This window comes from Flavobacterium plurextorum (assembly GCF_002217395.1).
Taxonomy (GTDB): domain Bacteria; phylum Bacteroidota; class Bacteroidia; order Flavobacteriales; family Flavobacteriaceae; genus Flavobacterium; species Flavobacterium plurextorum.
This window is the reverse complement of the sequence record NZ_MUHD01000005.1, coordinates 131,676-156,398: the sequence shown is the minus strand read 5'-3', so window position 1 is coordinate 156,398 and position 24,723 is coordinate 131,676. Positions and strand designations below refer to the sequence as shown.

The window sequence follows — 24,723 nt, the reverse complement described above, 5'->3', positions numbered from 1 at the left end:
AACTTAGACTGTGTCAGCGTTCTTAAATAAATGTTAAAAAAATATTCATTCTTTCAAAACAATAAAAAGTAAGATTTAAACTACTCAAATAATTTTACATCAACTCAATAAAAAAGCCTTACTAAAAGTAAGGCTTTGGTAATTTACATTAAGAAACAGCTTTTAGAAAGCAACATTCCATCTTGGTAATTTTCCGTTTTCATCTAAGAAATTTTGTAAAACTTGTCCTTCAACAGCAGTTGGAATTGCTTTTACATCTGCATTAAAAGTTTCATACCAAACTACTTCAAGAACAGAGATATTCTCTAATTTCATTTGCGCCGGCCAAGAGTATTTTCTTCCAGTTTTTGCAAACTGGTGTCCATTTACAATTTTATCGTATAATCCTCCGCTTTTGCTTTTAAGAGTTCCGTCATTTTGCACAGTTCCTGTAGAACCTGCCATGATTAGCTCTTTTGCATCTCCATCAATTTCGTAAACTACAAAAATCCCAGCACTTCCTTCAGGAGCATTACAAACTTCCTCTAAACTATCATTTACAGTAAAAGTAAAACTATTACTTGATTTAAACTTTTCTAATTCTTTACTCATCGTTTTTTATTTTTAAGCTCCTAAGATACTGAGACACAAAGTTGCTAAGTTTTTAATTTATATTCCAACATTTTAAAAATGTAAAAAAGTCTCAACAAGATATTGAGACTTTTTTGGAATTTGTTATTTTAAATAACTTGAAGATTATCCAAGTACTTCTTTTACTTTTTTACCAATTTCAGCTGGTGAATCAACAACATAAATACCGTTGTCTTTCATAATTTGTTTTTTAGCAGCAGCTGTATCATCAGAACCACCAACAATAGCACCTGCGTGACCCATTGTTCTACCAGCAGGAGCAGTTTCTCCAGCGATAAAACCAATAACTGGCTTACGGTTACCATCAGCTTTTACCCATCTTGCAGCATCAGCTTCTAATTGACCTCCAATTTCACCAATCATAATGATTACTTCAGTTTCTGGATCATTCATTAATAATTCAACAGCTTCTTTAGTTGTAGTTCCAATGATTGGATCTCCACCAATTCCGATAGCTGTAGTAATTCCTAAACCTTGTTTTACAACTTGGTCAGCAGCTTCGTAAGTTAAAGTTCCTGATTTAGAAACAATTCCAACTGTACCTTTTTTGAAAACGAAACCTGGCATAATTCCAACTTTAGCTTCACCTGGAGTAATAACTCCTGGGCAGTTTGGTCCAATTAATCTAGAATTTCTTTCTTTAACATAATTATTTGCTTTAATCATATCTGCTACAGGAATTCCTTCTGTAATAGCAATAATTACTTTAATTCCAGCGTCAGCAGCTTCCATAATTGCATCTGCAGCAAAAGCAGGCGGTACAAAAATGATAGATGTATCAGCACCAGCTTGATCAACAGCGTCTTTTACTGTATTAAAAACTGGACGATCTAAATGACTCGTTCCTCCTTTTCCTGGAGTAACACCACCAACAACATTAGTACCGTACTCAATCATTTGAGAAGCGTGGAAAGTTCCTTCGCTCCCTGTAAATCCTTGAACAATTATTTTGGAATCTTTATTAACTAAAACACTCATGATATATATTTTATGTAGTTTTTAAAATTGTGTTGCAAAAATAAGGTTTTGTAATGTATTTTGCCTCTTTTATTGTCAAAAAAATATTAAGAAAATTGACTCATCTGATAACCTCTATAAAGTTTGTCATCTTTTATCTGCCAAAATGCAGAAAAATGCGCAAGCAGCATCTCTTCACGAGGATTCTCAATTGTTTTTACATAGTGAGAATAACGTACTGAAACTAAATCTTCTTCAGCAATAATATGGCTGATTCGTACTTTTGAACGAACATAAGCTCGACTTAGCTCATTGGCCATTTCCAGCATTGAGTCATGATTCATCTCAATATATCCTTTACTGCTATTCCACTCTAAAATAACTTCAGGATGGAGATACGTTTTAAGAATTTCACTATCAATTAAGGCATCCGACTTATAAAATTTTTGAACAAACTCTTTTATAGACATATTACTTCAATTTAGTTAGAATTTCAGGAATCTTTTTGATATTGGCTAATTGTTTTAACTTTTCTCTTGATTCTTCAATTGGTGTTCCAAAGTAAGACTTACCTCCTTCTACTGATTTCGTAACACCTGTCTGCCCCATTACAACCGCTTTTGCTCCAATTGTGATTCCGCTTGTTGTACCTACTTGTCCCCAAATAGTCACTTCATCTTCAATAATTACACAGCCGGCAATACCAGTTTGAGAAGCAATTAAACATTTTTTTCCGATAACTGTGTCATGTCCAACATGCACTTGATTATCCAATTTTGTCCCCTCTCCAATAGTTGTATCTCCAGTAACACCTTTGTCAATTGTACAAAGCGCTCCTATTCCAACATTATTTTCAATTACTACTCTACCGCCAGAAATTAACTGATCAAATCCATCAGGACGTTTTTTATAATAAAAAGCATCAGCTCCTAGTATAGTTCCTGCATGAATCATAACATTATCTCCAATTACGGTATGATCATAAATAGTAACGTTTGGATGTATTAAACAGTTTTTACCAATAGTAACATTGTTTCCAATAAAACAGTTAGGCTGAATAACAGTTCCTTCTCCAATAGTTGCAGAAAGTGCTATCGATACAGTTGTCGCTTGAAAAGGTCTAAAATGTTTGGTTAACGTATTAAAATCTCTGAAAGGATCATCAGAAATTAAAAGAGCTTTACCTTCTGGACAATCGACTTTTTTATTAATTAAAACAATAGTCGCGGCAGATTGTAAAGCTTTGTCATAATACTTCGGGTGGTCAACAAAAACGATATCTCCTGGTTCTACAACATGAATTTCGTTCATGCCTAAAACGGGAAAGTTTTTATCACCAATAAATTCGCAGTTAAGCAAATTTGCAATTTCTTCTAAAGAGTGAACTTTTGGAAATTTCATATTTTATAATTAGAAAATTTGTCAATTAGAGAATGTGTCAATTAGAAAATGAGTCAATTAGAAAACAAAATTATTCAACTTTTGCTGTATCAATTTTCTAATTGACTCATTGACAAATTATCTAATAGATAAACTACTCTTTTACACGCTCCATGTAAGAACCTGAAGCTGTATCAATTTTAATTTTATCTCCTTCGTTGATAAACAACGGAACGTTTACTGACGCACCAGTTTCTACCGTAGCAGATTTAGTTGCATTAGTAGCTGTATTTCCTTTTACTCCCGGCTCTGCGTAAGTAACTTCAAGAATTACAGATCCCGGCATATCTACTGATAAAGGCAAATCAGTTTCAGTATTAATCTGAACCATTACATTTGTACCTTCTTTCAATAATCCTGGAGCATCTAAGATATTCTTGTTTAAAGAAATCTGCTCAAAAGTTTCAGCATTCATGAAGTGAAACTCATCTCCTTCAGCATATAAAAACTGAAAAGTATGTGTTTCAACACGAACATCTTCGATTTTATGTCCAGCAGAAAATGTATTGTCTAATACTTTTCCTGTTGTTAAACTTTTTAATTTAGTTCTTACGAAAGCTGGACCTTTTCCAGGTTTTACGTGAAGAAATTCGATGATTTTATAGATATCGTGATTAAATTTAATACACAATCCGTTTCTAATATCTGATGTAGATGCCATTTTACTTTGTTTTATTTAATTTTTTGTTGAATCGTTTAATCGTTGATTTGTTTTCGAATAAACGATTAAACAAATAAACAATTAAATTTTATTTTTAATAGTTTCCTGAATAACCTTTCATAATTCCTCTTGATGAATTTCTAATAAAATCTAGAATTTCATCTCTCTCAGGAGTAGCTTCCATTTCGGCTTCAATAATACTTAAAGCCTGTGTTGTATTGTAATTTTTTTGATATAGAATTCTGTAAATTTCTTGAATTTCTCTGATTTTATCTGTACTGAAACCTCTTCTTCTTAAACCTACAGAGTTAATTCCAACATAAGATAATGGTTCCTTTGCCGCTTTTGTATAAGGCGGAACATCTTTTCTAACCAATGATCCACCAGAAATCATAGCATGATCTCCAATATGAATAAATTGATGAATAGCAGCCAAACCGCCAATAACTGCGTGATTACCAACCACTACGTGACCTGCTAAAGCAACTCCATTTACAATAATTGCATTGTTACCAATTTCGCAATCGTGCGCAATATGAGCGTAAGCCATTACTAAACAATTGTTTCCAAGAATAGTTTGTCCTGAAGCAACTGTACCTCTATTGATAGTAACGCACTCTCTAATTGTACAATTATCTCCAATAATAGCAAGAGAATCTTCGCCGCCAAATTTTAAATCCTGCGGCACAGCTGAAATTACAGCACCAGGAAAAATATTGCAATTTTTACCAATACGGGCACCTTCCATGATGGTTACATTTGAACCAATCCAAGTACCATCACCAATAACAACATTATTGTGAATTGTTGTAAAAGGCTCAATTACAACGTTTTTAGCGATTTTAGCGCCAGGATGAACATATGCTAATGGTTGATTCATCTATGTTTTATATTTTAAATTAAAATAATCTAATTTGGGGCAGTAAACCTAAACAATAAAATTGATTATTTATTATTGTTTTCTTGCGATTTGTGCCATTAATTCTGCCTCAGTAACTAATTTTCCGTTTGCATAAGCATTTGCCTGCATATGGCAGATTCCTCTTCTGATAGGAGAAATAAGCTCACATTTGAAAATTAATGTATCACCCGGCAATACTTTGTGCTTAAACTTAACATTGTCAATTTTCATGAAATATGTTAAATAGTTTTCAGGGTCTGGAACTGTACTTAATACTAAAATTCCTCCTGTTTGCGCCATTGCTTCAACAATTAAAACACCTGGCATTACTGGAGCTTCAGGAAAGTGACCTACGAAGAAATTTTCATTCATAGTAACATTCTTCAAACCAACAACATGACGATCAGACATTTCAATAATTCTGTCGATCAATAAAAATGGAGGTCTATGAGGAAGCATTGCCATAATTTTATGGATATCCATTAATGGCTCTTGGTTTAAATCATAAACTGGAACATGATTTCTCTGTTCGATTTTAATGATTTTTGCCAATTTTTTAGCAAACTGAGTATTCACATAGTGACCTGGTTTATTTGCAATGATTTTTCCTTGAATACGAACTCCAATAAGAGATAAATCACCAATAACATCAAGTAGTTTGTGTCTAGCAGCTTCGTTTGGATAATGTAAAGTCAGATTATCTAAAACACCATTTGGCTTAACAGAAATCTCATCTTTACCAAAAGCTTTCTTTAAATTAGCCATTGTAGTTTCAGAAATTTCTTTATCTACATATACAATTGCATTATTTAAATCACCGCCTTTAATTAATCCGTGCTCTAATAATGACTCTAATTCATGTAAAAAACTGAAAGTTCTTGAATTAGCAATTTCATTTTTAAAGTCAGCTATGCTTTTTAGTGTAGCATTTTGCGTTCCTAGTACTTTTGTACCAAAATCCACCATAGTTGTTACTTGATAGTCATCACTTGGCATTACCAGAATTTCACTTCCCGTTGCTTCATCAGTAAATGAGATAACTTCTTTTACAACATAAACATTACGACTGGCATCTTGTTCTTCGATTCCAGCTTTTTCAATTGCTTCAACAAAATATATTGATGAACCATCCATGATAGGAAGTTCAGAGGCATTTAATTCAATAATAATATTGTCCAAATCGCAGCCAACTAATGCAGCTAAAACGTGTTCTGGAGTTTGTATCTTAACACCTAATTTTTCTAAGTTAGTACCTCTTTGTGTATTAACAACATAATTAGCATCAGCCTCAATGACTGGCTGACCTTGCAAATCAACTCTGACAAAAGTGAAACCGTTATTAATTGGAGCTGGTTTAAAAGTCATTGTAACTTCTTTTCCAGTGTGTAATCCAACTCCTGTTAGTGAAATTTCATTTTTGATGGTCTTCTGTTTAACCATTATTTCCATTTTTTGGGTTTATTATTTGTTTTTTTAATTCTTCCAGTTCGGCAACAATCTTAGGAAAGTTCTTAAAATGAACATACGATTTATTAAAATCTGTATATCCAAGTGACGGTGTTCCTTGCAGAATTTCATCGTCTTTAATGTTTCTAGCAACCCCAGACTGTGCCTGAAGCCTAACATTGTTTCCTATTATTAAGTGGCCTGCTATACCAACCTGCCCGCCAATCATACAGTTTTCGCCAATTTTAGTAGAACCCGCAACACCGCTTTGAGCAGCAATCACAGTATTTTTACCAATCTCTACATTGTGAGCGATCTGAATTTGATTGTCTAATTTAACTCCTTGTCTAATAATTGTAGAACCCAGAGTTGCTCTGTCGATCGTAGTATTAGCACCAATGTCAACATTATCTTCAATGATAACATTACCAATTTGCGGTACTTTACTATAAACTCCTTCTTCATTTGGCACAAAACCAAAACCATCTGCACCTATTATAGTACCTGAATGAATTGTACAATTGTTTCCAATTACTGTCTCCGAATATATTTTTGCACCTGCAAAAATACATACATTGTCACCAATAACTACATTGTCACCAATAAAACTGTTTGGGTAAATTTTTACATTATTACCTAAAACAACATTTTGTCCTATATAACTAAAGCTTCCCAAATATAGATTTTCACCATATTTAGTTCCTTCCGTCATAAAAGAGTTCGCCTCAATTCCGCTCTTATTCAATTTTACTTGATTGTAAAAGTGTAAAAGTTTAGAGAAAGAAGCATAAGCATCTTCTACTTTTATTAAAGTTGTAGTAATTTCCTGCTCAGGTATAAAGCTGTCGTTAACAATTGTAACGCTTGCTTTTGTAGTATATATGTAATTGATATATTTGGGATTAGCCAAAAAAGTAAGCGATCCTTCCTCGCCCTCCTCTATCTTAGAAAGCCTAGAAACTTCTGCATTGGGATTCCCAACAACTTCTCCTTCTAAAATTCCCGCTATTTGTTCTGCTGTAAATTTCATCGCGACAAAAATATAAAAAATAGATTTTAAATGTTAATTTTAGATAAGTTGTTTTGGAAAACAGATGTAATATTTTGTCACCAATTTAGATAACGATTTCAAATTCAACTGATCAGAGGCTTCTACAACATCTTCAATTGTTTTATCTTTTTTCAAAATTCGAATCGGTTCCGCTTCTTTACTGTAAGCCTGATTCTTAATTTTTCCTCTAAATATAAAGTAACCTGCTTCTAACTGCGAAATATGATGTTCTTCAGCAAATTCTTCTTTTAAAGATTGTGATTCTTCCATCGGAATTTTCTCTGCGCTCAGCTTTATCTTCAATAAATCTCTGTTGATAAGCATTTTACTTAAAGTAGAAAGAATAAAATCATCCTGTTTCTGCCATGCCTTAAGCGCACTTATAATATCAAAATCATCTAATTGAGAAAACAAATCCAATTTTTCAGCATCAAAATCTTCAATTGTAATTTTGTTTTGCATGAAATACAAAAGCGGCTCACTGCAAGGCAGTTTAACTCCTTTTAAAGTCAATTCTTTTGCTCTTTTTAAAACTTTCATCAAAATCAACTCAGCCACCAAACTTGTTTTATGCAAGTAAGCCTGCCAATACATCAATCTTCTTGAAAGTAAAAATTTCTCTACCGAATAAATCCCTTTTTCTTCAATTACCAAAACACCGTCAACCACATTCATCATCTGAATTAAACGCTCAGAGTTAACATTTCCTTCGGCAACACCAGTATAAAAACTGTCACGTTTTAGATAATCCATTCGATCCATATCCAACTGACTTGAAATCAATTGAAGCATAAACTTTCTATGATAATCCCCTTTAAAAACTTGAATGGCCAAACTTAATTTTCCGTCAAATTCATCATTTAACTGATTCATGAATAACAGTGAAATAGCTTCATGATTTACATCTTCAACAATACTTTTTTCCATAGCATGCGAAAATGGCCCGTGTCCAATGTCATGCAGTAAAATTGCAATGTAAAGCGCACTCTCTTCTTCTCCAGAAATCGCAACTCCTTTAAATCTAAGCGTATCTACAGCTTTCTGCATTAAATGCATACAGCCAAGAGCATGATGAAAACGTGTGTGATTTGCTCCTGGATAAACCAAATACGACATTCCCATTTGCGAAATACGACGCAAACGCTGAAAATACGGATGCTGAATTAAATCATAAATAAGTTCGTTCGGGATAGATATAAACCCGTAAATAGGGTCGTTGAATATTTTAAGTTTGTTATAATGAGTCACTAGTTGGCTATTTTTTGGTCAACAAATATAAGTAATTAACCATAAACAGGTTTTAGTTTTTAACTTAAAATATCGATATTTAACATCAGTATTTTCTTAAATTTCAAGAATAGAGAAAAATCAAAGTAGAATTAATTTATATTTAACATTCCTAATTTTATACTATTTTTAATACTTTTTAAGTTCTATACTTCTAAATTGCATTAAAATTAAACTCGTTTATGGACAAAATAAAAATACTTTGGGTCGACGATGAAATCGATCTTCTAAAGCCACATATATTATTCCTCGAAAAAAAGAATTACGCTGTAACAACCTGTAACAATGGTCTTGACGCAATTGCTTTATTTGAGGAAGACAACTTTGACATTGTTTTTTTGGATGAAAATATGCCTGGAATGAGCGGCTTAGAAACGCTTTCAGAAATGAAAGAAAAAAAGTCAGCTATTCCTATGATTATGATCACTAAAAGTGAAGAGGAATACATAATGGAAGAAGCAATTGGATCTAAAATTGCCGATTACTTAATTAAACCTGTAAATCCAAATCAGATTTTATTGAGTTTAAAGAAAAACTTAGACGATTCAAGATTGATTTCGGAGAAAACAACTTTAGATTATCAAAAAGAATTCAGGAAAATTTCGATGGAATTAGCAATGGTTAATTCTTATGAAGATTGGGTTGAACTTTATAAAAAACTGCTTTTTTGGGAATTAAAACTAGAAAATATCAACGATCAGGCGATGATTGAAATTCTAGAATCTCAAAAAGTAGAAGCCAATTCACAATTCGGAAAATTCATTGAACGAAATTACGAAGATTGGTTCACTCCAAAAGCCGACAAACCAATTCAGTCTCACAATTTATTCAAAGAATTAGTCGTTCCAGAACTTAAAAAGAAAGACAAACCAATTCTATTTGTTGTGATCGACAACCTTCGATACGACCAATGGAAATCTTTTGAAACTGTAATTTCTAACTATTACAAATTAGAAAAAGAAGTTCCGTATTTTTCAATCCTGCCAACAGCTACACAATATGCAAGAAATGCTATTTTCTCTGGTTTAATGCCTTTGGATATGGAAAAACAATTTCCGCAATACTGGAAAAATGACGTAGAAGATGGCGGAAAAAACCTTTACGAAGCAGAATTTTTATCGGCACAATTAAAACGTTTGGGTTTAAATATTAAAGAAGACTATTTTAAAATCACCAATTATGCCGGCGGTAAAAAATTAGCAGAAAACTTCAAAGCTTTAAAAACAAATGATTTAGTTACCGTAGTTTACAACTTTGTAGATATGCTGTCGCATGCAAAAACAGAAATGGAAGTTGTAAAAGAATTAGCTTCGGATGATAAAGCATATCGTTCTTTAACATTAAGCTGGTTCAAAAATTCTCCGTTATTAGAAATCATTCAACAGGCACAACTTTTAGGCTTTAAATTAATTCTGACAACAGATCACGGAACTATTAATGTGAAAAATCCATCGAAAGTTGTGGGAGATAAAAATACCAGTCTAAACTTGCGTTATAAAACGGGCCGCAGTTTAACCTATGAACAAAAAGATGTTTACGTAGTAAAGGAGCCAAAAACAATTGGTTTACCCGCAATAAACATGAGCAGTTCGTTTATTTTTGCCAAAAATGATTTTTTTCTGGCGTATGTAAACAACTACAATCATTATGTAAGTTATTACAAAAACACCTATCAACACGGAGGAATTTCATTAGAAGAAATGATTATTCCGTTTTTGGTCTTTAACCCGAAATAAAAAAATATCGCCTCGAATTTCATGAATTTTTATTTTATATCAAAAAAGTAAATTTTAATTCGTGAAAATTTGTGAAATTCGTGGCAAAAATAACATAACAATGAACATCGTTTTTTCTTTAGATCAAATTCAAGAAGCAGCAACACAAATTTTAGCTTCAAATCCTAAAAAAATCATTCTTTTTAATGGTGAAATGGGCGTTGGAAAAACTACTTTAATCAAGCAGTTATGCAAAAATCTAGGCGTTAAAGATGCTACCAGCAGTCCTACCTTTTCATTGGTTAACGAATATTACACTTCTGACAATCAAATTGTTTATCATTTTGACTTTTACCGTTTAAACAAAGAAACAGAAGCGCTGGATATGGGCGTTGATGATTATTTATACTCTGGAAACTGGTGTTTTATAGAATGGTCTGAGAAAATTGCAAATCTGCTTCCAGAAGACACATCAACTATTACAATTGAGTTATTGGCAGACGGAAAAAGAGAATTGAAATTTATGTAAATTTTAAAACGGTCTTAGAAATAATCAAATAACATTGAAAAAGAAATTAATTATTTTATTAGGGTCTATCTTTATCTTAATTGGACTTTTCTTCTTGTTTGTTGTTGGTATTACAACAGATTTTATATCAGATGAAATTGAAGCTTCTGAAATTGCAAAATGCAAAGAAATCGTTAGTATTATTGATCGAAATAGTAATTTTATAAAAGATAGTATTTCTCTAAATGCAGATGGAGACGGAAAATGTATAAGATATTACATCGAAAACAACGAAGATATTTCTAAACTATTCTCAAAAATTAATATTCAAGATAAACAGAAATTTCAGCAATTGCTTAATACTAAATTTTGCCAATACATCGAAATTAGCGAAGCGAAAAATTGCATTATGTTTTGCATTAAAACATCTGAACATGATTACAGCATTGTAGGAGCCTATAAAAAAATGTTCATAATCTATGAAAAAGATCCCATTTGTAATTGCAAAGACAATCCTATTGGATATCCAAATTATCCAGAATATGTAAAAGTGCTCTCAAAAAATTGGTATCAGACAAAAGTAAATGTATCGAAAAGGCATTTTGGATGTTAAGCACTTCTAAATCTGGAAGACCTACATTTATCTTTAAAATTCTCAACTCAACTGCATAAACTTAATATGCAAAAAATGCAACTATGAAATCCGAAAATACCGTAGAAATAATTCCTTTTTCAGAAGATCTGAAAGAGCATATTAAAACTTTAAATATAGCTTGGTTAACCAAATATTTTAAAGTTGAAGAAAAAGATAAAGTAACACTTTCAAATCCGCAGGAAGAAATTATCGATAAAGGCGGAATGATTTTCTACGCGAAATATAATAACGAAATTATTGGAACAGTTTCTTTACTAAAAGTTGATGATTCAACATTCGAATTAAGCAAAATGGCTGTTTCTGATAATGCTCAAGGATTAGGAATTGGTAACAAATTACTTGAACATTGTATCGATATTGCGAAAGAAAATGACATAAAAAAACTCTTTTTATATTCTAATACAACTTTACTTCCTGCAATTCATCTGTATAAAAAATTTGGTTTCGTAGAAATCCCTTTAGAAGCGGGGGTTTACAAAAGAGCCGACATTAAAATGGAGAAAATAATATCTTAACATTTGACCTTAGTATTAGCAGAATTTTTACACTAATTCTAAAACTTTTTACGTAATTTGTACTCTTAATTTTTTGCATAACTCATGTCAATTACCTTAACTCCGTTTACAAAGCAACAATTAATTCCGCAAGAAGAAAAACTTGAGGTTGGTCGTTTTAAAAGAGAACTTTTTATAGGAATTCCAAAAGAAACCAGCTATCAGGAAAGGCGTATCTGTCTGACTCCCGATGCCGTGAATTCTTTAACTTATGAAGGTCATCGCGTAATGATAGAATCTGGAGCTGGAGAAAGTTCGAGTTATACAGATAAAGAATATTCTGATGCTGGTGCAGAAATTACTAAAGATACCAAAAGGGTTTTCGGTTGTCCGCTTTTATTAAAAGTAGAACCGCCGACTTTAGCCGAAATCGAAATGATAAATCCAGAAACTATTATCATTTCGGCAATTCAATTAAAAACAAAAAAAAGATCTTACTTTGAAGCTTTAGCGCAAAAAAAGATTACAGCATTAGCTTTTGAATATATTAAAGATGAAGACGGCACTTATCCTGCCGTAAAATCTTTAAGTGAAATTGCTGGAACAGCTTCAATACTTATCGCTGCCGAATTAATGATTACGGATGAATTTGGAAAAGGACTTTTATTTGGCAACATTACCGGCGTCCCTCCTACCGAAGTAGTAATTTTAGGTGCGGGAACTGTTGGTGAATTTGCTGCAAAAACCGCAATTGGACTTGGCGCAAGCGTAAAAGTATTCGATAATTCTATCACTAAATTACGCCGACTGCAGAATAATTTAAGCCAGCGTATTTTCACTTCTACAATTCAGCAAAAAGCATTATTAAAAGCTTTAAGACGTTGTGATGTCGCAATTGGCGCTATGCGAGGCAAAGAACGCTGCCCAATTATTGTTACTGAAACTATGGTAGAGCACATGAAAAAAGGCGCTGTTATTGTTGATGTTAGTATCGACACTGGCGGCTGTTTTGAAAGTTCTGAAGTAACAACACACGAAAAGCCAACTTTTATCAAAAACAACGTTTTGCACTATTGTGTGCCAAACATTCCTTCTCGTTATTCAAAAACTGCCTCGTTATCAATAAGCAATATACTTTCTCCCTATCTTCATCAAATTGCTGAAGACGGCGGATTAGAGAGTGCGATCAGATGCAACAAAGGGCTTAAAAACGGAATTTATTTATACCACGGAATTCTAACAAATAAAGCAATTGGCGACTGGTTTGATCTGCCAGACAACGATATTAATTTACTTGTATTTTAAAGGAACTTTAATGTACCTTTGCAAAAATTTTATTTCATGAAGTTCGTACACCGTTTTGCATATTATTTGATTGGTTTAGTAATGGGTTGTTTTGTTGTAGCCCTTATTTTTAGTGGTAAAGATACTCGTTGCAACTATTTTCCAAATGCCAGAGTTTTAAATGATTTAAGAACAAAACCTTTTCAATATTCTGATAAAGCCGTTCAAACTTTAAATGAAAAATGGGTTGATACTGCCGATGTAAAAAATACATTGACGTATGGCGACGTAGATTTTGACCAAAGTAATGTTCCATTCAAAAATGGAAAAGTATATATTATTGAAGGAAAAACAGCTAAAAATCAAGAGATTATTTTAAAAGTAGTAAACTACGAAAAGAAAGCTGTTTTAGAAGAAATCACAAAGAAACCAGCAGATAAATAGCAGGTAAAAGGAATGCTTTGTCATTTCGATCCCGAAGCCTCCGGAGAGAAATGACAAGATCAATCTCACAACCATTCTATTTCTTTAATCCCTTTTGATTTTAGAAAAGCATTTGTTTGGCTAAAATGCTTATTTCCAAACCATTTTCCTTGATTTGCACTCATAGGAGAAGGATGGCCTGATTCTAAAATATAATGTTTAGAGCGATCTATTTTTAATCCTTTTTTCTGAGCAAAACTTCCCCACAATAGAAAAACAACATTTTCTTTTTGGTCAGAAACAGCTTGAATTACAGCATCTGTAAAGAGATTCCATTTTAAATGTTTGTGACTATTTGGACTATCTTTACGAACCGTCAGCGAAGCATTTAGAAGTAAAATTCCCTGCTTTGCCCATTTTTCAAGATTTCCTGATGACGGCATAAAAATCGAATCCAAATCAGTATTTATCTCTCTGAAAATATTGCGAAGTGAAGGCGGAATTTTTACCGTATCATTTACTGAAAAACTCAATCCATTGGCTTCTCCATCTCCATGATAAGGATCTTGACCAATGATTACAATTTTCAAATCGGTAAAACTGCAATTATTAAAAGCGGAAAAAATCAATTCAGCCGGAGGAAAACAAGTATGCGTTTTATACTCAACATCTAAAGTCTCCATTAAGCCTGTAAAATAAGGTTTTTGAATTTCGTCTTTTAAAACGTCTTGCCAATCTTGAGATAAATTAATTTTCATTTTAAAATTTTATTACAAATTACGCAAAGTTTTTTTCAAACTACTAATCAATAGTACTATTTAGTTTTCAAAACTTTGTAACTTTGAAACCTTACAACTTACGATATATAATGATATCTATTACCGAAAAAACATTACAAGATTTACAATTTCCAACGGTGCTCGAAACTATTTCGGCTGGCTGTAATACAGATATTGGAAAAGAAAAAGCTTTACAAATAACACCTTTTAGAGATAAAGAAACATTGATGCAGGCTTTAATGCAAACGTCAGAATATGTTTCTTCATTTCAAAACAATAATGCGCTTCCAAATCATGGATTTGATGCGATAACACATGAAATTAAATTTCTGGCGATCGAAGACAGTTTTCTAGAAGTAGGAAGTTTTAGAAAAATTGCCACACTTTCGTCAACAACAAACACCTTGCTTACTTTTCTAAAAAAGTTTGATGATTATTATCCAAATATAAATGCAAGAGCTTCAAGAGTTGAATATACAAAAGACATTGTTTCTTTAATTGACGCAATTGTAGACAAATACGGCGAAATAAAAGACAATGCCTCTCCTGCTCTTTTGAGCATTCGTCAGAGCATGAATATAGTACGAGGAAAAGTGAACCAAAGTTTTGGCGTTGCATTAACACAATACAACAGCTTAGGATATCTTGATGATATTAAAGAAAGCTTTGTTCAAAATCGCCGCGTTTTGGCTGTTCTTGCTATGTATCGCCGTAAAGTAAAAGGTTCTATTTTAGGAAGTTCTAAAACAGGAAGCATTGCTTATATTGAACCAGAAGCGACTTTAAAATATTCGCGTGAATTAAGCAATTTAGAATACGAAGAAAAAGAAGAAATCACTCGGATTTTAAAACAATTATCAAATTCAATTCGTCCGTTTTTACCGCTTTTAATTGAATATCAAGAATTCCTGAGTGATATTGATGTAGTAGCCGGAAAAGCAAAATACGCTAATCGAATCAACGGAATTTTACCAACGATTACGGAAGAAAGAAGATTGTTTTTTAGAGAAGCTTATCATCCTATTTTATATCTAAATAACAAAGAAAAAAACGAAGTTACGCATCCGCAGACTATTGAACTAAAACAGGAAAATAGAATTATTGTAATTTCTGGTCCAAATGCCGGAGGTAAAACAATCTCTTTAAAAACTGTTGGTTTACTGCAATTGATGCTGCAATCTGGAATGCTGATTCCTGTACACGAGCGAAGTGAGACTTTCTTATTTGATCGAATTTTAACAGATATTGGAGACAATCAATCTATTGAGAACCATTTAAGTACTTACAGCTATAGATTAAAAAACATGAATTATTTCTTGAAGAAATGCAATAAGAAAACCATGTTTTTAATTGATGAATTTGGTACTGGTTCTGATCCTGAATTAGGAGGCGCTTTAGCCGAAATTTTTCTAGAAGAATTTTACCATCGTGAGGCATTCGGAATTATCACAACGCACTATTCTAATTTGAAAATTTTAGCAAACGAATTACCATTTGCTACAAATGCAAATATGATGTTTGATGAAAAATCGCTTGAACCAATGTATAAACTGGCTTTAGGACAAGCGGGAAGTTCTTTTACTTTTGAAGTTGCGCTGAAAAACGGAATTCCATTTGGATTGATTAACCGTGCAAAGAAGAAAATCGAAGTTGGAAAAGTCCGCTTTGATAAAACTATTGCAACACTTCAAAAAGAAAGATCAAAGCTGGAAAAAACTTCTTTAAATTTAAAAGAAGAAGAAACTCGAGCACGCGAGGAAAGCAAAAAGATGGAAAACATCAATGTAAAAATCAAACAAAAACTAGAAAGCTATCAGGAATTATACGACAGCAATCAGAAGACAATTTACATTGGTCAAAAAATAGAAGATATTGCGGAGAAATATTTCAACAATAAAAACAAGAAAGAACTTATTGGTGAGTTTTTAAAAATTGTTGAAATTGAAAACTCTAAACGTAAAAAAGCAACTCCAAAAGAAAACAAAGCGATTATTGAAAAGAAAAAAGAAGTAATTGCAGAAGTTTCTGTGAAAGTGGAAGAAATTAGAAAAGAGAAAAAAGAAAAGAAACTCAAGCCAATTATCGAAAAACCAAAACCTGTTTTAAAAGTCGGCGACAGAGTTAGAATGCTCGACGGAAGATCTGTGGGAAGTATTGATTCTATCGAAAAAAATAAAGCAACAGTAAACTACGGTATCTTTACCTCAAAAGTAAGTTTAGACGAATTGGAGCTTGTCGAAGCTGCTAAGAAATAGTTGATGGTTTGTGTTTGATGGTTGATCGTTAATACTTGATCGTCAATGGATTTTTAAATGCGAATTGGAGCTTTAGTCGGAAAACGACGAAATGAAGCGTATATATAAAATGGAAAAACAGAGTGAAATAGTTTCGCTGCTAAGTAAAACTGCAGAGAACAAAAAAATAATATTATTTGACGGCGTTTGCAATTTATGCAGTAACGCCGTTCAATTTATTATAAAACACGATAAAAAAGACATTTTTCGTTTTGTGGCTTTGCAATCTGATTTAGGAAAAGAAATCTGTACTTATATTGGTGTCGATCAAACTAAAATTGACAGCATAATTATGTACAATCCTGCCGTAGCTTATTATTATAAATCTGATGCTGTATTTGAAATTGCCGAAGATTTGGGCGGATTATACAGTATAATCACAATCTTTAAAATTCTCCCAGAAAAACTTCGCAATTACATCTACGATTATATTGCTGCAAATCGCTACAAATGGTACGGCAAAAAACAAAGCTGCATGATTCCAACGCCAGAACTTAAAGCGAAATTTTTGTAAAAGAAATTTTAACCAAACCACAATAGACTAAAAGTCCTTAGATTTAGTTAGCAGACTAAAAGTCTGCAAGGTTACTGTATCTATTTATTTGTTGCAAATTACACTAATTAGCACTAATTAATTTGTGAAACTTAGTACAATTTGCTGCTATTTTTTTACCAATTAAAGCTAATAAACTAAAGTACATAGTTTTAAACTAGATGTGATACCAGTAAAGACTGAACCTATTATTCCACTTCTTCAAAAGTAAATTTTGAGTTCTTGTAATCTATAGTTCCAGGTAAAAAACAAGGAAGATTCATATAAGTTCCTACTACACCGTTTCCTAAAACTAGTTTATTTTCTTTCCGTAATAAAGCCAAAGGGACTCTTTTCCAGCTTCCGCCATTAGAAATAAAATGAAAATCACCTCTAAACGTATCTCCCTTTATATCACCTCTTACATCTCCAGAATCTTTACCAATTTTATGATACAATATTTCATAACGTCCAAAAAAACGTTTATCACTGATATTTAAAACCAAAATTGCAGTATCATTTTTATTTACAGCGCGATAAAAAACTTGTTTGTAATCGTTCTTTTCTTCTTTAGAATTACAAGAAACGATAATTGCAAAAATCGAAAAAAGGAACAAAAGTGATTTTAAATTCATAGTATATATTTATTTTGACATAAGCTAATATTACCTACAACTTATCTGCTGTACAATTTACTTATATCATTTATAATGATTTAAGTAATTTATAAACGATCTTTTACAAACTCAATTTGAGTTTTTCCATGGGCTCTAGGCTTACCATTTTCATCAAGGTTTACCATTGTAGTTTCATCGATTGTAATAATGGTTTCACGCGTCATCATATTTCTAACTGCACATTTTAAAACTACCGAAGTATTTCCAAATTTAACCACATCAATTCCAATCTCGACAATATCTCCTTGTCTTGCAGAACTTCTAAAATTAATTTCAGACATATGTTTGGTTACAACTCTCGGATTTTCTAACTGAATTATAGTATAAAGCGCCAGCTCTTCATCTATCCACGCTAATAATTTTCCTCCAAATAAAGTTCCGTTAGGATTTAAATCTTCGGGCTTAACCCACTTTCTGGTATGAAATCGCATAATTTTAATTTATAAAAGTAAAAATAGAGTTTTTTGTATTTGAAATTTTTATAAATTTAAAGAAAAAACATGGCAGATAGAGACACTTTTTTAAAAGAATTCAGAGGCGAAACTTTAGGAACTGTAAGTGCTCAATCTTCGGCAGATGAGTTATTTCAAAATCAAACGATTAGACCTATTTTAAAGCTTCAAAATGATTTATTTATAGCCGTTTTTATTAATTATGTAAATAAAAACAAAGCCGATTTTTATTCGTACACTATCGAAAAGAAACTTCAGACGATAGAAAATTCGATTCAAAAAGATATTAAGTTTCGAAATTCTCTAAAAGGAATTGTCATGGCGCTTTTTACAATCGAAGAATACGATACTTATATCCAAAATTCTTCTGATTTGAACAAACGTATGATGAATTTATTGATTGACAGATTAAAAAGTCAAGTGCAGTTGTTTGAAGTGAGAACGGATTCAAACTAGGTTTTTAAATGGTAATAGAAATAGTTGAGAATAAAAAACAAAGTCTATTTGTATATAGAAATGAAGAACTATTGTTTTATTCTACTATCAAATTTAATTGGCTTCGAAAAAATTTAATCAAAATTTTTGATCCAACTGATGAACTCATTTTAGAACTTCAAAGTTATGAAACACCATTTAGTTCAGCGAAGTTTGAAATTTTGTTTCAGAATAAAAACATAACAAAAGATATAACTGAAATTACAAAAACTTCCCTATCCTTTGATCAAAATAGAACCATTAAAAGAATAAGTGAAAAGTACTTTTCATTTAATTTAAAACATTCTTACTTTTTGGACAAAATTAAACTAGCTGATATGAAAGGAAAATTTTGGAGTACAACTCAAAAAATATCATTAAATCTCAATATGGAACACGAAGAATTTATAAATCCTATAATAATCCATATTCTATCTACTAAAACTGGATATAATTCTAATTCAGTATAATTACTATTGTTTACAAAGAAAACCCATGTTTAACCAATTCCGAAATAAATTTCCTCTAACTGACGAAAAATGGAATGAATACATCAATCATTTCAATCGCATTGAAGTACCTGCGAAAACGGTTCTTTTGGAAGAAGGCGAAATTTCGAAAAAGTTATTTATTATTCAAAAAGGATGTGTTAGAGTTTGGTTTAATAATAACGGAAAAGACTTAACTTCTCAATTCTTTTTTGAAAACCAAAGTGTTGCTTCTATCGAAAGTTTCATTAAAAAGTTTCCAAGTCCTGTTGTTGTAGAAACAATTGAACCTTCTATTTTATGGTGGATTCACAAAAAAGATGTTGACCAAATCTTAGAAGAAATTAAAGAAATCCCTGCACTTCGAGACCAATTAATCGATGTGCTTTTTCAGAGAACATTTGATTATATGAAACACTTTTTCTCTTTTATAAAAGAATCTCCTGCTGAACGTTATCTTAATTTAATCGAAGAAAAACCTCAAATCGTTCAGCGTGTTCCACAGCATTATATTGCCTCATATCTTGGTGTAAGTACAGTTCACTTAAGCCGAATAAAAAGCAAACTGGCACACAAAAAATAATTCAATTGTATTTGATAACAAATGTTATCGTCAGCCGATTAACGCCTTTCTACTTTTGCTTCATAAAATTTAAACCTTATGAAAGCAGCAGTAATTTATAAAAAAGGCGAATTGCCAAAATATGCAGATTTTGCAACACCAATTGCAAGCAATGAAAACGAAGTTTTAGTTTCGATTGAAGCTGTCGCAATTACAAACTTAGACAAAGGAATTGCCAGCGGAAAACATTATTCGTCTGAAAATGAAATTCAAAACGGATTTGTAATTGGCAGTGACGGAATTGGTTTACTTGAAAACGGAACTAGAGTTTATGTCCGCGGAATTTCTGGCACAATTGCCGAAAAAGCAATAGTCGAAAAAAACAGAATGGTTATAATCCCAAACGAACTTGACAGTGCAACTGCGGCAGCAATGCCAAATGCCGTTGCAGGTTCTGCAATGGCTTTACGATTTAGAGCCGGAATAAAACCTGAAGAAACAGTTTTAATAAATGGCGCTACTGGTTTTACAGGTCAAATGGCTGTTCAAATTGCTAAATATTACGGGGCAAAGAAAATAATTGTTACGGGGCGAAATGAAAAAACACTTCAAAGTCTTTTAGAACTTGGTGCAGATGAAATTATTTCTTTAAAACAAGATGACGAAAGTTTTATTTCTCAGCTTAAAAAAATTCATCAAAACACTCCAATCGATATTATTTTGGATTATTTGTGGGGACATTCGGCAGAACTTATTCTTTCTACTCTAAAAGGAAATGGAAATTTTACAAATAAAACACGATATGTTTCTATTGGCTCAATGTCAGGAGATACAATTCAATTATCAGCACAAATTTTACGAAGCGCTGACTTACAATTGTCAGGTTCAGGATTAGGAAGCTGGACAAAAGAGGAAGTTAAACTATTGTTTTCAGAAATTCTTCCCGAAATGTTTCTACTTGCGGCTCAAAACAAACTAAAAGTAAATATTGAAAAAGTAAATCTGATTGATATCGAACAAAAATGGAACACAGAAGTTCCTGATGGAAAACGATTGGTTGTTATAATTTAGCATTAAAAAAAAACAGGTTTGACGAGATTCTTAATCTTACCAAACCTGTTTTAAAACTACCTTTTTAAGACAATTATTCTTCAGAGAGCATTAACTCTCTTATGTATTTAACTGGGGCACTTCCAAAACTTAAAAATTTCTCGTGGAATTTTTTCAAATTAAATTTATCTCCTTCTTTCTTTTTAAGTTCTTCTCTTAAATTATAAATTTCAGTATAACCTGTAAAATAAGAACATAACTGTACTTGAGATAAAGTTACACGTTTCCATTTCCCATCTGCTTCAGCTTGCTGCTGAAAAGCTTCTTTAGTCAATAAACTGATTCCCGCTTCTTTAGTCATTTTTTTAGTATGAACACTAATATCTAGAATCGTATTACAGGTAGTTCTTAAATTCCATTTATAATACATCAACCACATTTCATCAGAATTTTTATAACCACTTTCCAACATCATTTTCTCAGCATAAACTGCCCATCCTTCTACCATAGCGCCATTTCCTAAAATAGATTTAATGATACTTGGTGATTGATTGCTGTAAACCAATTGTGTGTAATGTCCTGGAATTGCTTCGTGAATATTTAAAATTTGAAGAATATAATCGTTGTATTCTCGCAAATAACTTTCTGCATTTTCAGGAGTCCAACCACTCATACTTCCTACATTATAATACGTATTTGCATTTTTATCATAAGGTCCCGGAGCCGAAATTGACGCTCCTGCCACTCCAGCCATATAAGCTGGTTCTTTACGAACCACAAGTGGTTTTGATGGATCGATATATAACAAATCCTTAGCTTTTACATAAGCCGTTAATTCTGGGATTTGTTTCTCAATTTCAGATTGGAACTTTTCTGGAGTCGTATGCTGTAAAGATATTTTATCAATAACCTGTTTGATTAAATCTAATTTATCTGTCGGTTTTGGTTCATTTCCTTTGTATTTTGCCCAAAGTTTATCAGCCAGAACGAACATTTTTTCGTGTAAATCTTTTTTATGGTCAATTGCAATTTTATAAATCTCATCAGCTGTATAACTAGATTGAATTTCAAAATTGAACTTTTTAGCATATAGTGCAGAACCAAGTCTAAAAGATCGCGGAGTTTTATTTGGTAAAGCTTTTAACCAAGCAGCATAATCTTTGATTGCTTTTATTGAAACTTGGGCTTTATCAAGCATTTCTTTTTTCTCGGCAGCGCTTAATTTACTTTTTTCTAAAGCAACTTTTAAATCGGCATCAAAAACAGAAGATCCACCTAAGTTTTGCGCTATTGCAAGTTCAGTGTGTTCAACAGTTGGATTTTTGATCTTCTTTTTTGCAGCTTCATAATAAGCAGGAATTGCGTTCATTTTTGCATTAAAAGCACGTAAACGAATTTCAGGAGTTTCATAAGTGCCATTTAAAATTTCGGCAAAAGAGCCGCAAACATTATAACCGGAAGGATCCCACTCGCCTGCTTTTAATTCTTTAATACTGAAAATATTGCTTTCGAGCTCATTTTTAATCAAATGAAAATCGGTTTTGTTATTGTCCGATAGTTTATCAATATCAAATTTGCTTAAAGAGTCCAATTGCGCGTTGACAAAATCAAGTACTATTTTTCTTTGATTATCATCAGGAATAACCAAAACACTATCTAGTTTATGATAACCAACACTAGAAGCCCAATGTGGACTAATTTTCCATAAAGAGGTCACAAAACCATCTTTATACTTGTCAAATTTTACATCTAAGGCTTTATCTTCGTTAGACTTAGTACTTTTGTTACAGGAAAAAAGCAGCGTAATCGCGAAAACCGAAACAAATAGTTTTTTCATAAGTTATTTTTTTATGGTTTAAAGATAAAAAAAATGTTCATTATGCAAAACTATGTGATTTTTACAATCAATATTTCAATAATTCTAATAAAACTTCTTCGAAACGATTTTTAGGTAGAAATTGATCTTCTAAAGCTTTTGTAAACGGAATTGGTGAATCGAGACTTGCCGCTCTTTTTACTGGAGCGTCTAAATACTCAAAACATTCTTCCATAATCAAAGCCGAAATATCACTCGCAATACCTCCAAACATGGTATCTTCTTGACAAATTACTGCTCTTCCAGTTTTTTTAACCGATTTGAATATTGTTTCCGTATCTAAAGGCTGCAGCGTTCTTAAATCAATTAAATCAGCTTTGATTTCAGGATATTTCGCTAAAGTTTCCAGCGCCCAATGCACCGAAGCTCCAAAAGCAATGATAGTAATCGAAGTTCCTTCTTTTAACAAAGCCGCTTTTCCAAACGGAATAGTGTAATAATCTGTTGGAACATCTTGGTAAACGCTTCTGTATAATTGTTTATGTTCAAAAAACAAAACTGGATTTGGATCGTTAATCGCTGTGTTTAATAATCCCTTTGCATCATAAGGAAAAGCGGGATAAACAACTTTTAAACCTGGAGTTTTGGTAAACCAAGCTTCATTTGTCTGCGAATGAAATGGTCCCGCCTGAGTACCGCCTCCGCAAGGCATACGAACCACAACATCGGCTTTTTCGCCCCAGCGATAATGTGATTTTGCCAGTAAATTGACTATTGGATTAAATCCCGTTGAAACAAAATCAGCAAACTGCATTTCGACAATTGCTTTATAATTGTTTATAGACAATCCCATGGCTGTCGAAACAACGGCGCTTTCGCAAATTGGAGTATTTCTAACACGATCTTTTCCAAAAAACTCAACAAATCCATCAGTAATTTTAAAAGCACCACCATATTCGGCAATATCTTGCCCCATCATGACAAGGTTTTTATGACGCTGCATCGACTGCTCCAAACTATTACGAATAGCATCTATAAAACGAATATTCTTGTTTTCGGATGTCGAAATAACTTCTTCGTATTGATATGGCTTATAAACATCTTCTAATTCACCGCTGTAAGTAGGTATTATTTCAGGTTCAGCATTGGCGATGGCAAGATTCTCGTCAATTTCCTGCTTTATTTCATTGTGAAACTCTTCGTCAAGTTCAGTAGTAAGAACTCCAATTTCTGTTAAATAATTTCTATAATTAACGACTGGATCTCTAGTTTCCCATTCCTCTATTAATTCCTTTGGAACATATTTGGTACCGCTTGCTTCTTCGTGACCGCGCATTCTAAAAGTTTTAAACTCGAGCAAAACAGGATGCGGATCGTTTTGCATGTCTTCTTTTAATTTTGACAGTTTATTATAAACCTCCAAAATATTATTTCCGTCAATAATATAACTTTCAATACCATAACCAATTCCTTTATCGGCTAAATTCTCGCAAGAATATTGCTCTTTCGTTGGTGTAGACAATCCGTAGCCATTATTTTCGATAACAAACATTACTGGAAGTTTCCAAACCGCAGCAATATTCAATGCTTCATGAAAATCGCCTTCGCTTGTACCGCCTTCGCCAGTAAAAACAGCCGTAACTTTTTTATTATCTTGAAGTTTATTCGCCAACGCAATTCCGTCAGCAATTCCTAACTGAGGTCCCAAATGCGAGATCATTCCGATAATATTATATTCCTGAGTTCCAAAATGAAAACTTCTGTCACGGCCTTTTGTAAAGCCATTTGCTTTTCCCTGCCATTGTGAAAATAATCGGTGCAAAGGAATATTTCGAGTAGTAAAAACTCCGAGATTTCGATGCATTGGCAAAACGTATTCAGATTCGTCTAAAACAGAAGTAACACCAACAGAAATTGCTTCCTGACCAATTCCTGAAAACCATTTAGATACTTTACCCTGCCGAATTAGAATGAGCATTTTTTCTTCGATTAAACGCGGCTTAAGCAGTTTTTTGTATAGGTCTAGCAACTGCTCATCTGTAAGGTTTTCTCTATAAAAGATCATAGTTCTTGGTTTTTATATATCAAATATAAAAAAATATAACAATTTTACTTATTTATGTTATAAAATTTTAATTTTATTATAA

Annotated in this window: 26 protein-coding genes; 12 read left to right on the top strand and 14 right to left on the bottom strand. The window is 32.4% G+C overall.

Annotation, left to right across the window (positions count from 1 at the left end; translation table 11 throughout):
* Positions 1 to 162: 162 nt before the first annotated feature.
* From B0A81_RS03770 to B0A81_RS03730, 9 genes are all read right to left on the bottom strand, one after another.
* Entirely contained in the window at positions 163 to 591 is a 429-nt protein-coding gene (locus B0A81_RS03770) for a hypothetical protein (RefSeq protein ID WP_089056771.1), read from the bottom strand.
* A gap of 144 nt (positions 592 to 735) precedes the next feature.
* Entirely contained in the window at positions 736 to 1,608 is an 873-nt protein-coding gene (gene sucD / locus B0A81_RS03765) for a succinate--CoA ligase subunit alpha (protein WP_089055483.1), read from the bottom strand.
* Between the two features lie 86 nt (positions 1,609 to 1,694).
* Positions 1,695 to 2,057, bottom strand: coding sequence for a nuclear transport factor 2 family protein (locus B0A81_RS03760; RefSeq protein WP_089055484.1), 363 nt, complete (start codon positions 2,055 to 2,057; stop codon positions 1,695 to 1,697).
* A 1-nt stretch (position 2,058) separates the two neighbouring features.
* A complete protein-coding gene (locus B0A81_RS03755; RefSeq protein ID WP_089056770.1) occupies positions 2,059 to 2,988 on the bottom strand; it encodes a UDP-3-O-(3-hydroxymyristoyl)glucosamine N-acyltransferase in 930 nt (309 codons plus the stop codon).
* A gap of 133 nt (positions 2,989 to 3,121) precedes the next feature.
* A complete protein-coding gene (efp, locus tag B0A81_RS03750) occupies positions 3,122 to 3,688 on the bottom strand; it encodes an elongation factor P (protein WP_089055486.1) in 567 nt (188 codons plus the stop codon).
* Positions 3,689 to 3,782: 94 nt separating this feature from the next.
* Positions 3,783 to 4,568, bottom strand: coding sequence for an acyl-ACP--UDP-N-acetylglucosamine O-acyltransferase (lpxA, locus tag B0A81_RS03745; protein ID WP_089055487.1), 786 nt, complete (start codon positions 4,566 to 4,568; stop codon positions 3,783 to 3,785).
* Positions 4,569 to 4,640: 72 nt separating this feature from the next.
* Entirely contained in the window at positions 4,641 to 6,029 is a 1,389-nt protein-coding gene (locus tag B0A81_RS03740) for a bifunctional UDP-3-O-[3-hydroxymyristoyl] N-acetylglucosamine deacetylase/3-hydroxyacyl-ACP dehydratase (RefSeq protein WP_089055598.1), read from the bottom strand.
* Positions 6,022 to 7,065, bottom strand: a complete 1,044-nt coding sequence (lpxD, locus tag B0A81_RS03735) for a UDP-3-O-(3-hydroxymyristoyl)glucosamine N-acyltransferase (protein ID WP_089056769.1) — start codon at positions 7,063 to 7,065, stop codon at positions 6,022 to 6,024. The genes B0A81_RS03740 and lpxD overlap by 8 nt, the downstream gene beginning before the upstream one ends.
* A gap of 39 nt (positions 7,066 to 7,104) precedes the next feature.
* A complete protein-coding gene (locus B0A81_RS03730; protein WP_089055489.1) occupies positions 7,105 to 8,334 on the bottom strand; it encodes an HD domain-containing protein in 1,230 nt (409 codons plus the stop codon).
* A 221-nt stretch (positions 8,335 to 8,555) separates the two neighbouring features.
* On the opposite strand from B0A81_RS03730, the gene porX reads away from it, so the two are divergent.
* The 6 genes from porX to B0A81_RS03700 all read left to right on the top strand — a co-directional run bounded on the left by porX (position 8,556) and on the right by B0A81_RS03700 (position 13,473).
* Complete coding sequence (gene porX / locus B0A81_RS03725; RefSeq protein WP_089056768.1) at positions 8,556 to 10,109, top strand: T9SS response regulator signal transducer PorX; 1,554 nt, start codon at positions 8,556 to 8,558, stop codon at positions 10,107 to 10,109.
* 100 nt (positions 10,110 to 10,209) lie between these two features.
* A complete protein-coding gene (tsaE, locus tag B0A81_RS03720; protein WP_089056767.1) occupies positions 10,210 to 10,617 on the top strand; it encodes a tRNA (adenosine(37)-N6)-threonylcarbamoyltransferase complex ATPase subunit type 1 TsaE in 408 nt (135 codons plus the stop codon).
* A gap of 34 nt (positions 10,618 to 10,651) precedes the next feature.
* Positions 10,652 to 11,209 (top strand): hypothetical protein, encoded by a 558-nt coding sequence (locus tag B0A81_RS03715; RefSeq protein WP_089056766.1) that lies wholly within the window; start codon positions 10,652 to 10,654, stop codon positions 11,207 to 11,209.
* Positions 11,210 to 11,292: 83 nt separating this feature from the next.
* On the top strand, positions 11,293 to 11,766 hold the full coding sequence (locus B0A81_RS03710) for a GNAT family N-acetyltransferase (RefSeq protein ID WP_089056765.1): 474 nt from the start codon (positions 11,293 to 11,295) through the stop codon (positions 11,764 to 11,766).
* Between the two features lie 84 nt (positions 11,767 to 11,850).
* A complete protein-coding gene (locus B0A81_RS03705; RefSeq protein ID WP_089056764.1) occupies positions 11,851 to 13,050 on the top strand; it encodes an alanine dehydrogenase in 1,200 nt (399 codons plus the stop codon).
* A 36-nt stretch (positions 13,051 to 13,086) separates the two neighbouring features.
* Positions 13,087 to 13,473: a DUF4258 domain-containing protein gene (locus tag B0A81_RS03700; RefSeq protein WP_089056763.1), complete on the top strand. Its 387-nt coding sequence runs from the start codon at positions 13,087 to 13,089 to the stop codon at positions 13,471 to 13,473.
* Between the two features lie 65 nt (positions 13,474 to 13,538).
* On the opposite strand, the gene B0A81_RS03695 is transcribed toward B0A81_RS03700, so the two are convergent.
* Positions 13,539 to 14,210, bottom strand: coding sequence for a uracil-DNA glycosylase (locus B0A81_RS03695; RefSeq protein ID WP_089056762.1), 672 nt, complete (start codon positions 14,208 to 14,210; stop codon positions 13,539 to 13,541).
* A 110-nt stretch (positions 14,211 to 14,320) separates the two neighbouring features.
* Between B0A81_RS03695 and B0A81_RS03690 the strand changes: the two genes are divergently transcribed.
* Together B0A81_RS03690 and B0A81_RS03685 are read left to right on the top strand one after the other, a co-directional pair.
* On the top strand, positions 14,321 to 16,486 hold the full coding sequence (locus B0A81_RS03690; protein ID WP_089056761.1) for an endonuclease MutS2: 2,166 nt from the start codon (positions 14,321 to 14,323) through the stop codon (positions 16,484 to 16,486).
* Positions 16,487 to 16,595: 109 nt separating this feature from the next.
* Positions 16,596 to 17,039, top strand: coding sequence for a thiol-disulfide oxidoreductase DCC family protein (locus B0A81_RS03685; RefSeq protein ID WP_089056780.1), 444 nt, complete (start codon positions 16,596 to 16,598; stop codon positions 17,037 to 17,039).
* A 227-nt stretch (positions 17,040 to 17,266) separates the two neighbouring features.
* Here B0A81_RS03685 and B0A81_RS03680 read toward each other — a convergent pair whose 3' ends face one another.
* Both B0A81_RS03680 and B0A81_RS03675 read right to left on the bottom strand, forming a co-directional pair.
* Positions 17,267 to 17,692 (bottom strand): hypothetical protein, encoded by a 426-nt coding sequence (locus tag B0A81_RS03680; RefSeq protein ID WP_089056760.1) that lies wholly within the window; start codon positions 17,690 to 17,692, stop codon positions 17,267 to 17,269.
* Between the two features lie 89 nt (positions 17,693 to 17,781).
* Positions 17,782 to 18,165: an acyl-CoA thioesterase gene (locus B0A81_RS03675; RefSeq protein WP_089055500.1), complete on the bottom strand. Its 384-nt coding sequence runs from the start codon at positions 18,163 to 18,165 to the stop codon at positions 17,782 to 17,784.
* Between the two features lie 69 nt (positions 18,166 to 18,234).
* Here B0A81_RS03675 and B0A81_RS03670 point away from each other — a divergent pair, with 69 nt between their 5' ends.
* The 4 genes from B0A81_RS03670 to B0A81_RS03655 all read left to right on the top strand — a co-directional run bounded on the left by B0A81_RS03670 (position 18,235) and on the right by B0A81_RS03655 (position 20,781).
* Positions 18,235 to 18,642 (top strand): glyoxalase, encoded by a 408-nt coding sequence (locus B0A81_RS03670; RefSeq protein WP_089056759.1) that lies wholly within the window; start codon positions 18,235 to 18,237, stop codon positions 18,640 to 18,642.
* 8 nt (positions 18,643 to 18,650) lie between these two features.
* Positions 18,651 to 19,130 (top strand): hypothetical protein, encoded by a 480-nt coding sequence (locus B0A81_RS03665; protein WP_089056758.1) that lies wholly within the window; start codon positions 18,651 to 18,653, stop codon positions 19,128 to 19,130.
* Between the two features lie 25 nt (positions 19,131 to 19,155).
* Entirely contained in the window at positions 19,156 to 19,731 is a 576-nt protein-coding gene (locus B0A81_RS03660) for a Crp/Fnr family transcriptional regulator (RefSeq protein WP_089056757.1), read from the top strand.
* A 78-nt stretch (positions 19,732 to 19,809) separates the two neighbouring features.
* On the top strand, positions 19,810 to 20,781 hold the full coding sequence (locus tag B0A81_RS03655) for a quinone oxidoreductase family protein (protein ID WP_089056756.1): 972 nt from the start codon (positions 19,810 to 19,812) through the stop codon (positions 20,779 to 20,781).
* Between the two features lie 73 nt (positions 20,782 to 20,854).
* Here the strand turns inward: B0A81_RS03655 and B0A81_RS03650 are convergent, their stop codons facing one another.
* Positions 20,855 to 22,597 (bottom strand): DUF885 domain-containing protein, encoded by a 1,743-nt coding sequence (locus tag B0A81_RS03650; protein WP_089056755.1) that lies wholly within the window; start codon positions 22,595 to 22,597, stop codon positions 20,855 to 20,857.
* A 67-nt stretch (positions 22,598 to 22,664) separates the two neighbouring features.
* Positions 22,665 to 24,641, bottom strand: a complete 1,977-nt coding sequence (locus B0A81_RS03645; protein ID WP_089056754.1) for an alpha-ketoacid dehydrogenase subunit alpha/beta — start codon at positions 24,639 to 24,641, stop codon at positions 22,665 to 22,667.
* Between the last annotated feature and the right edge of the window lie 82 nt (positions 24,642 to 24,723).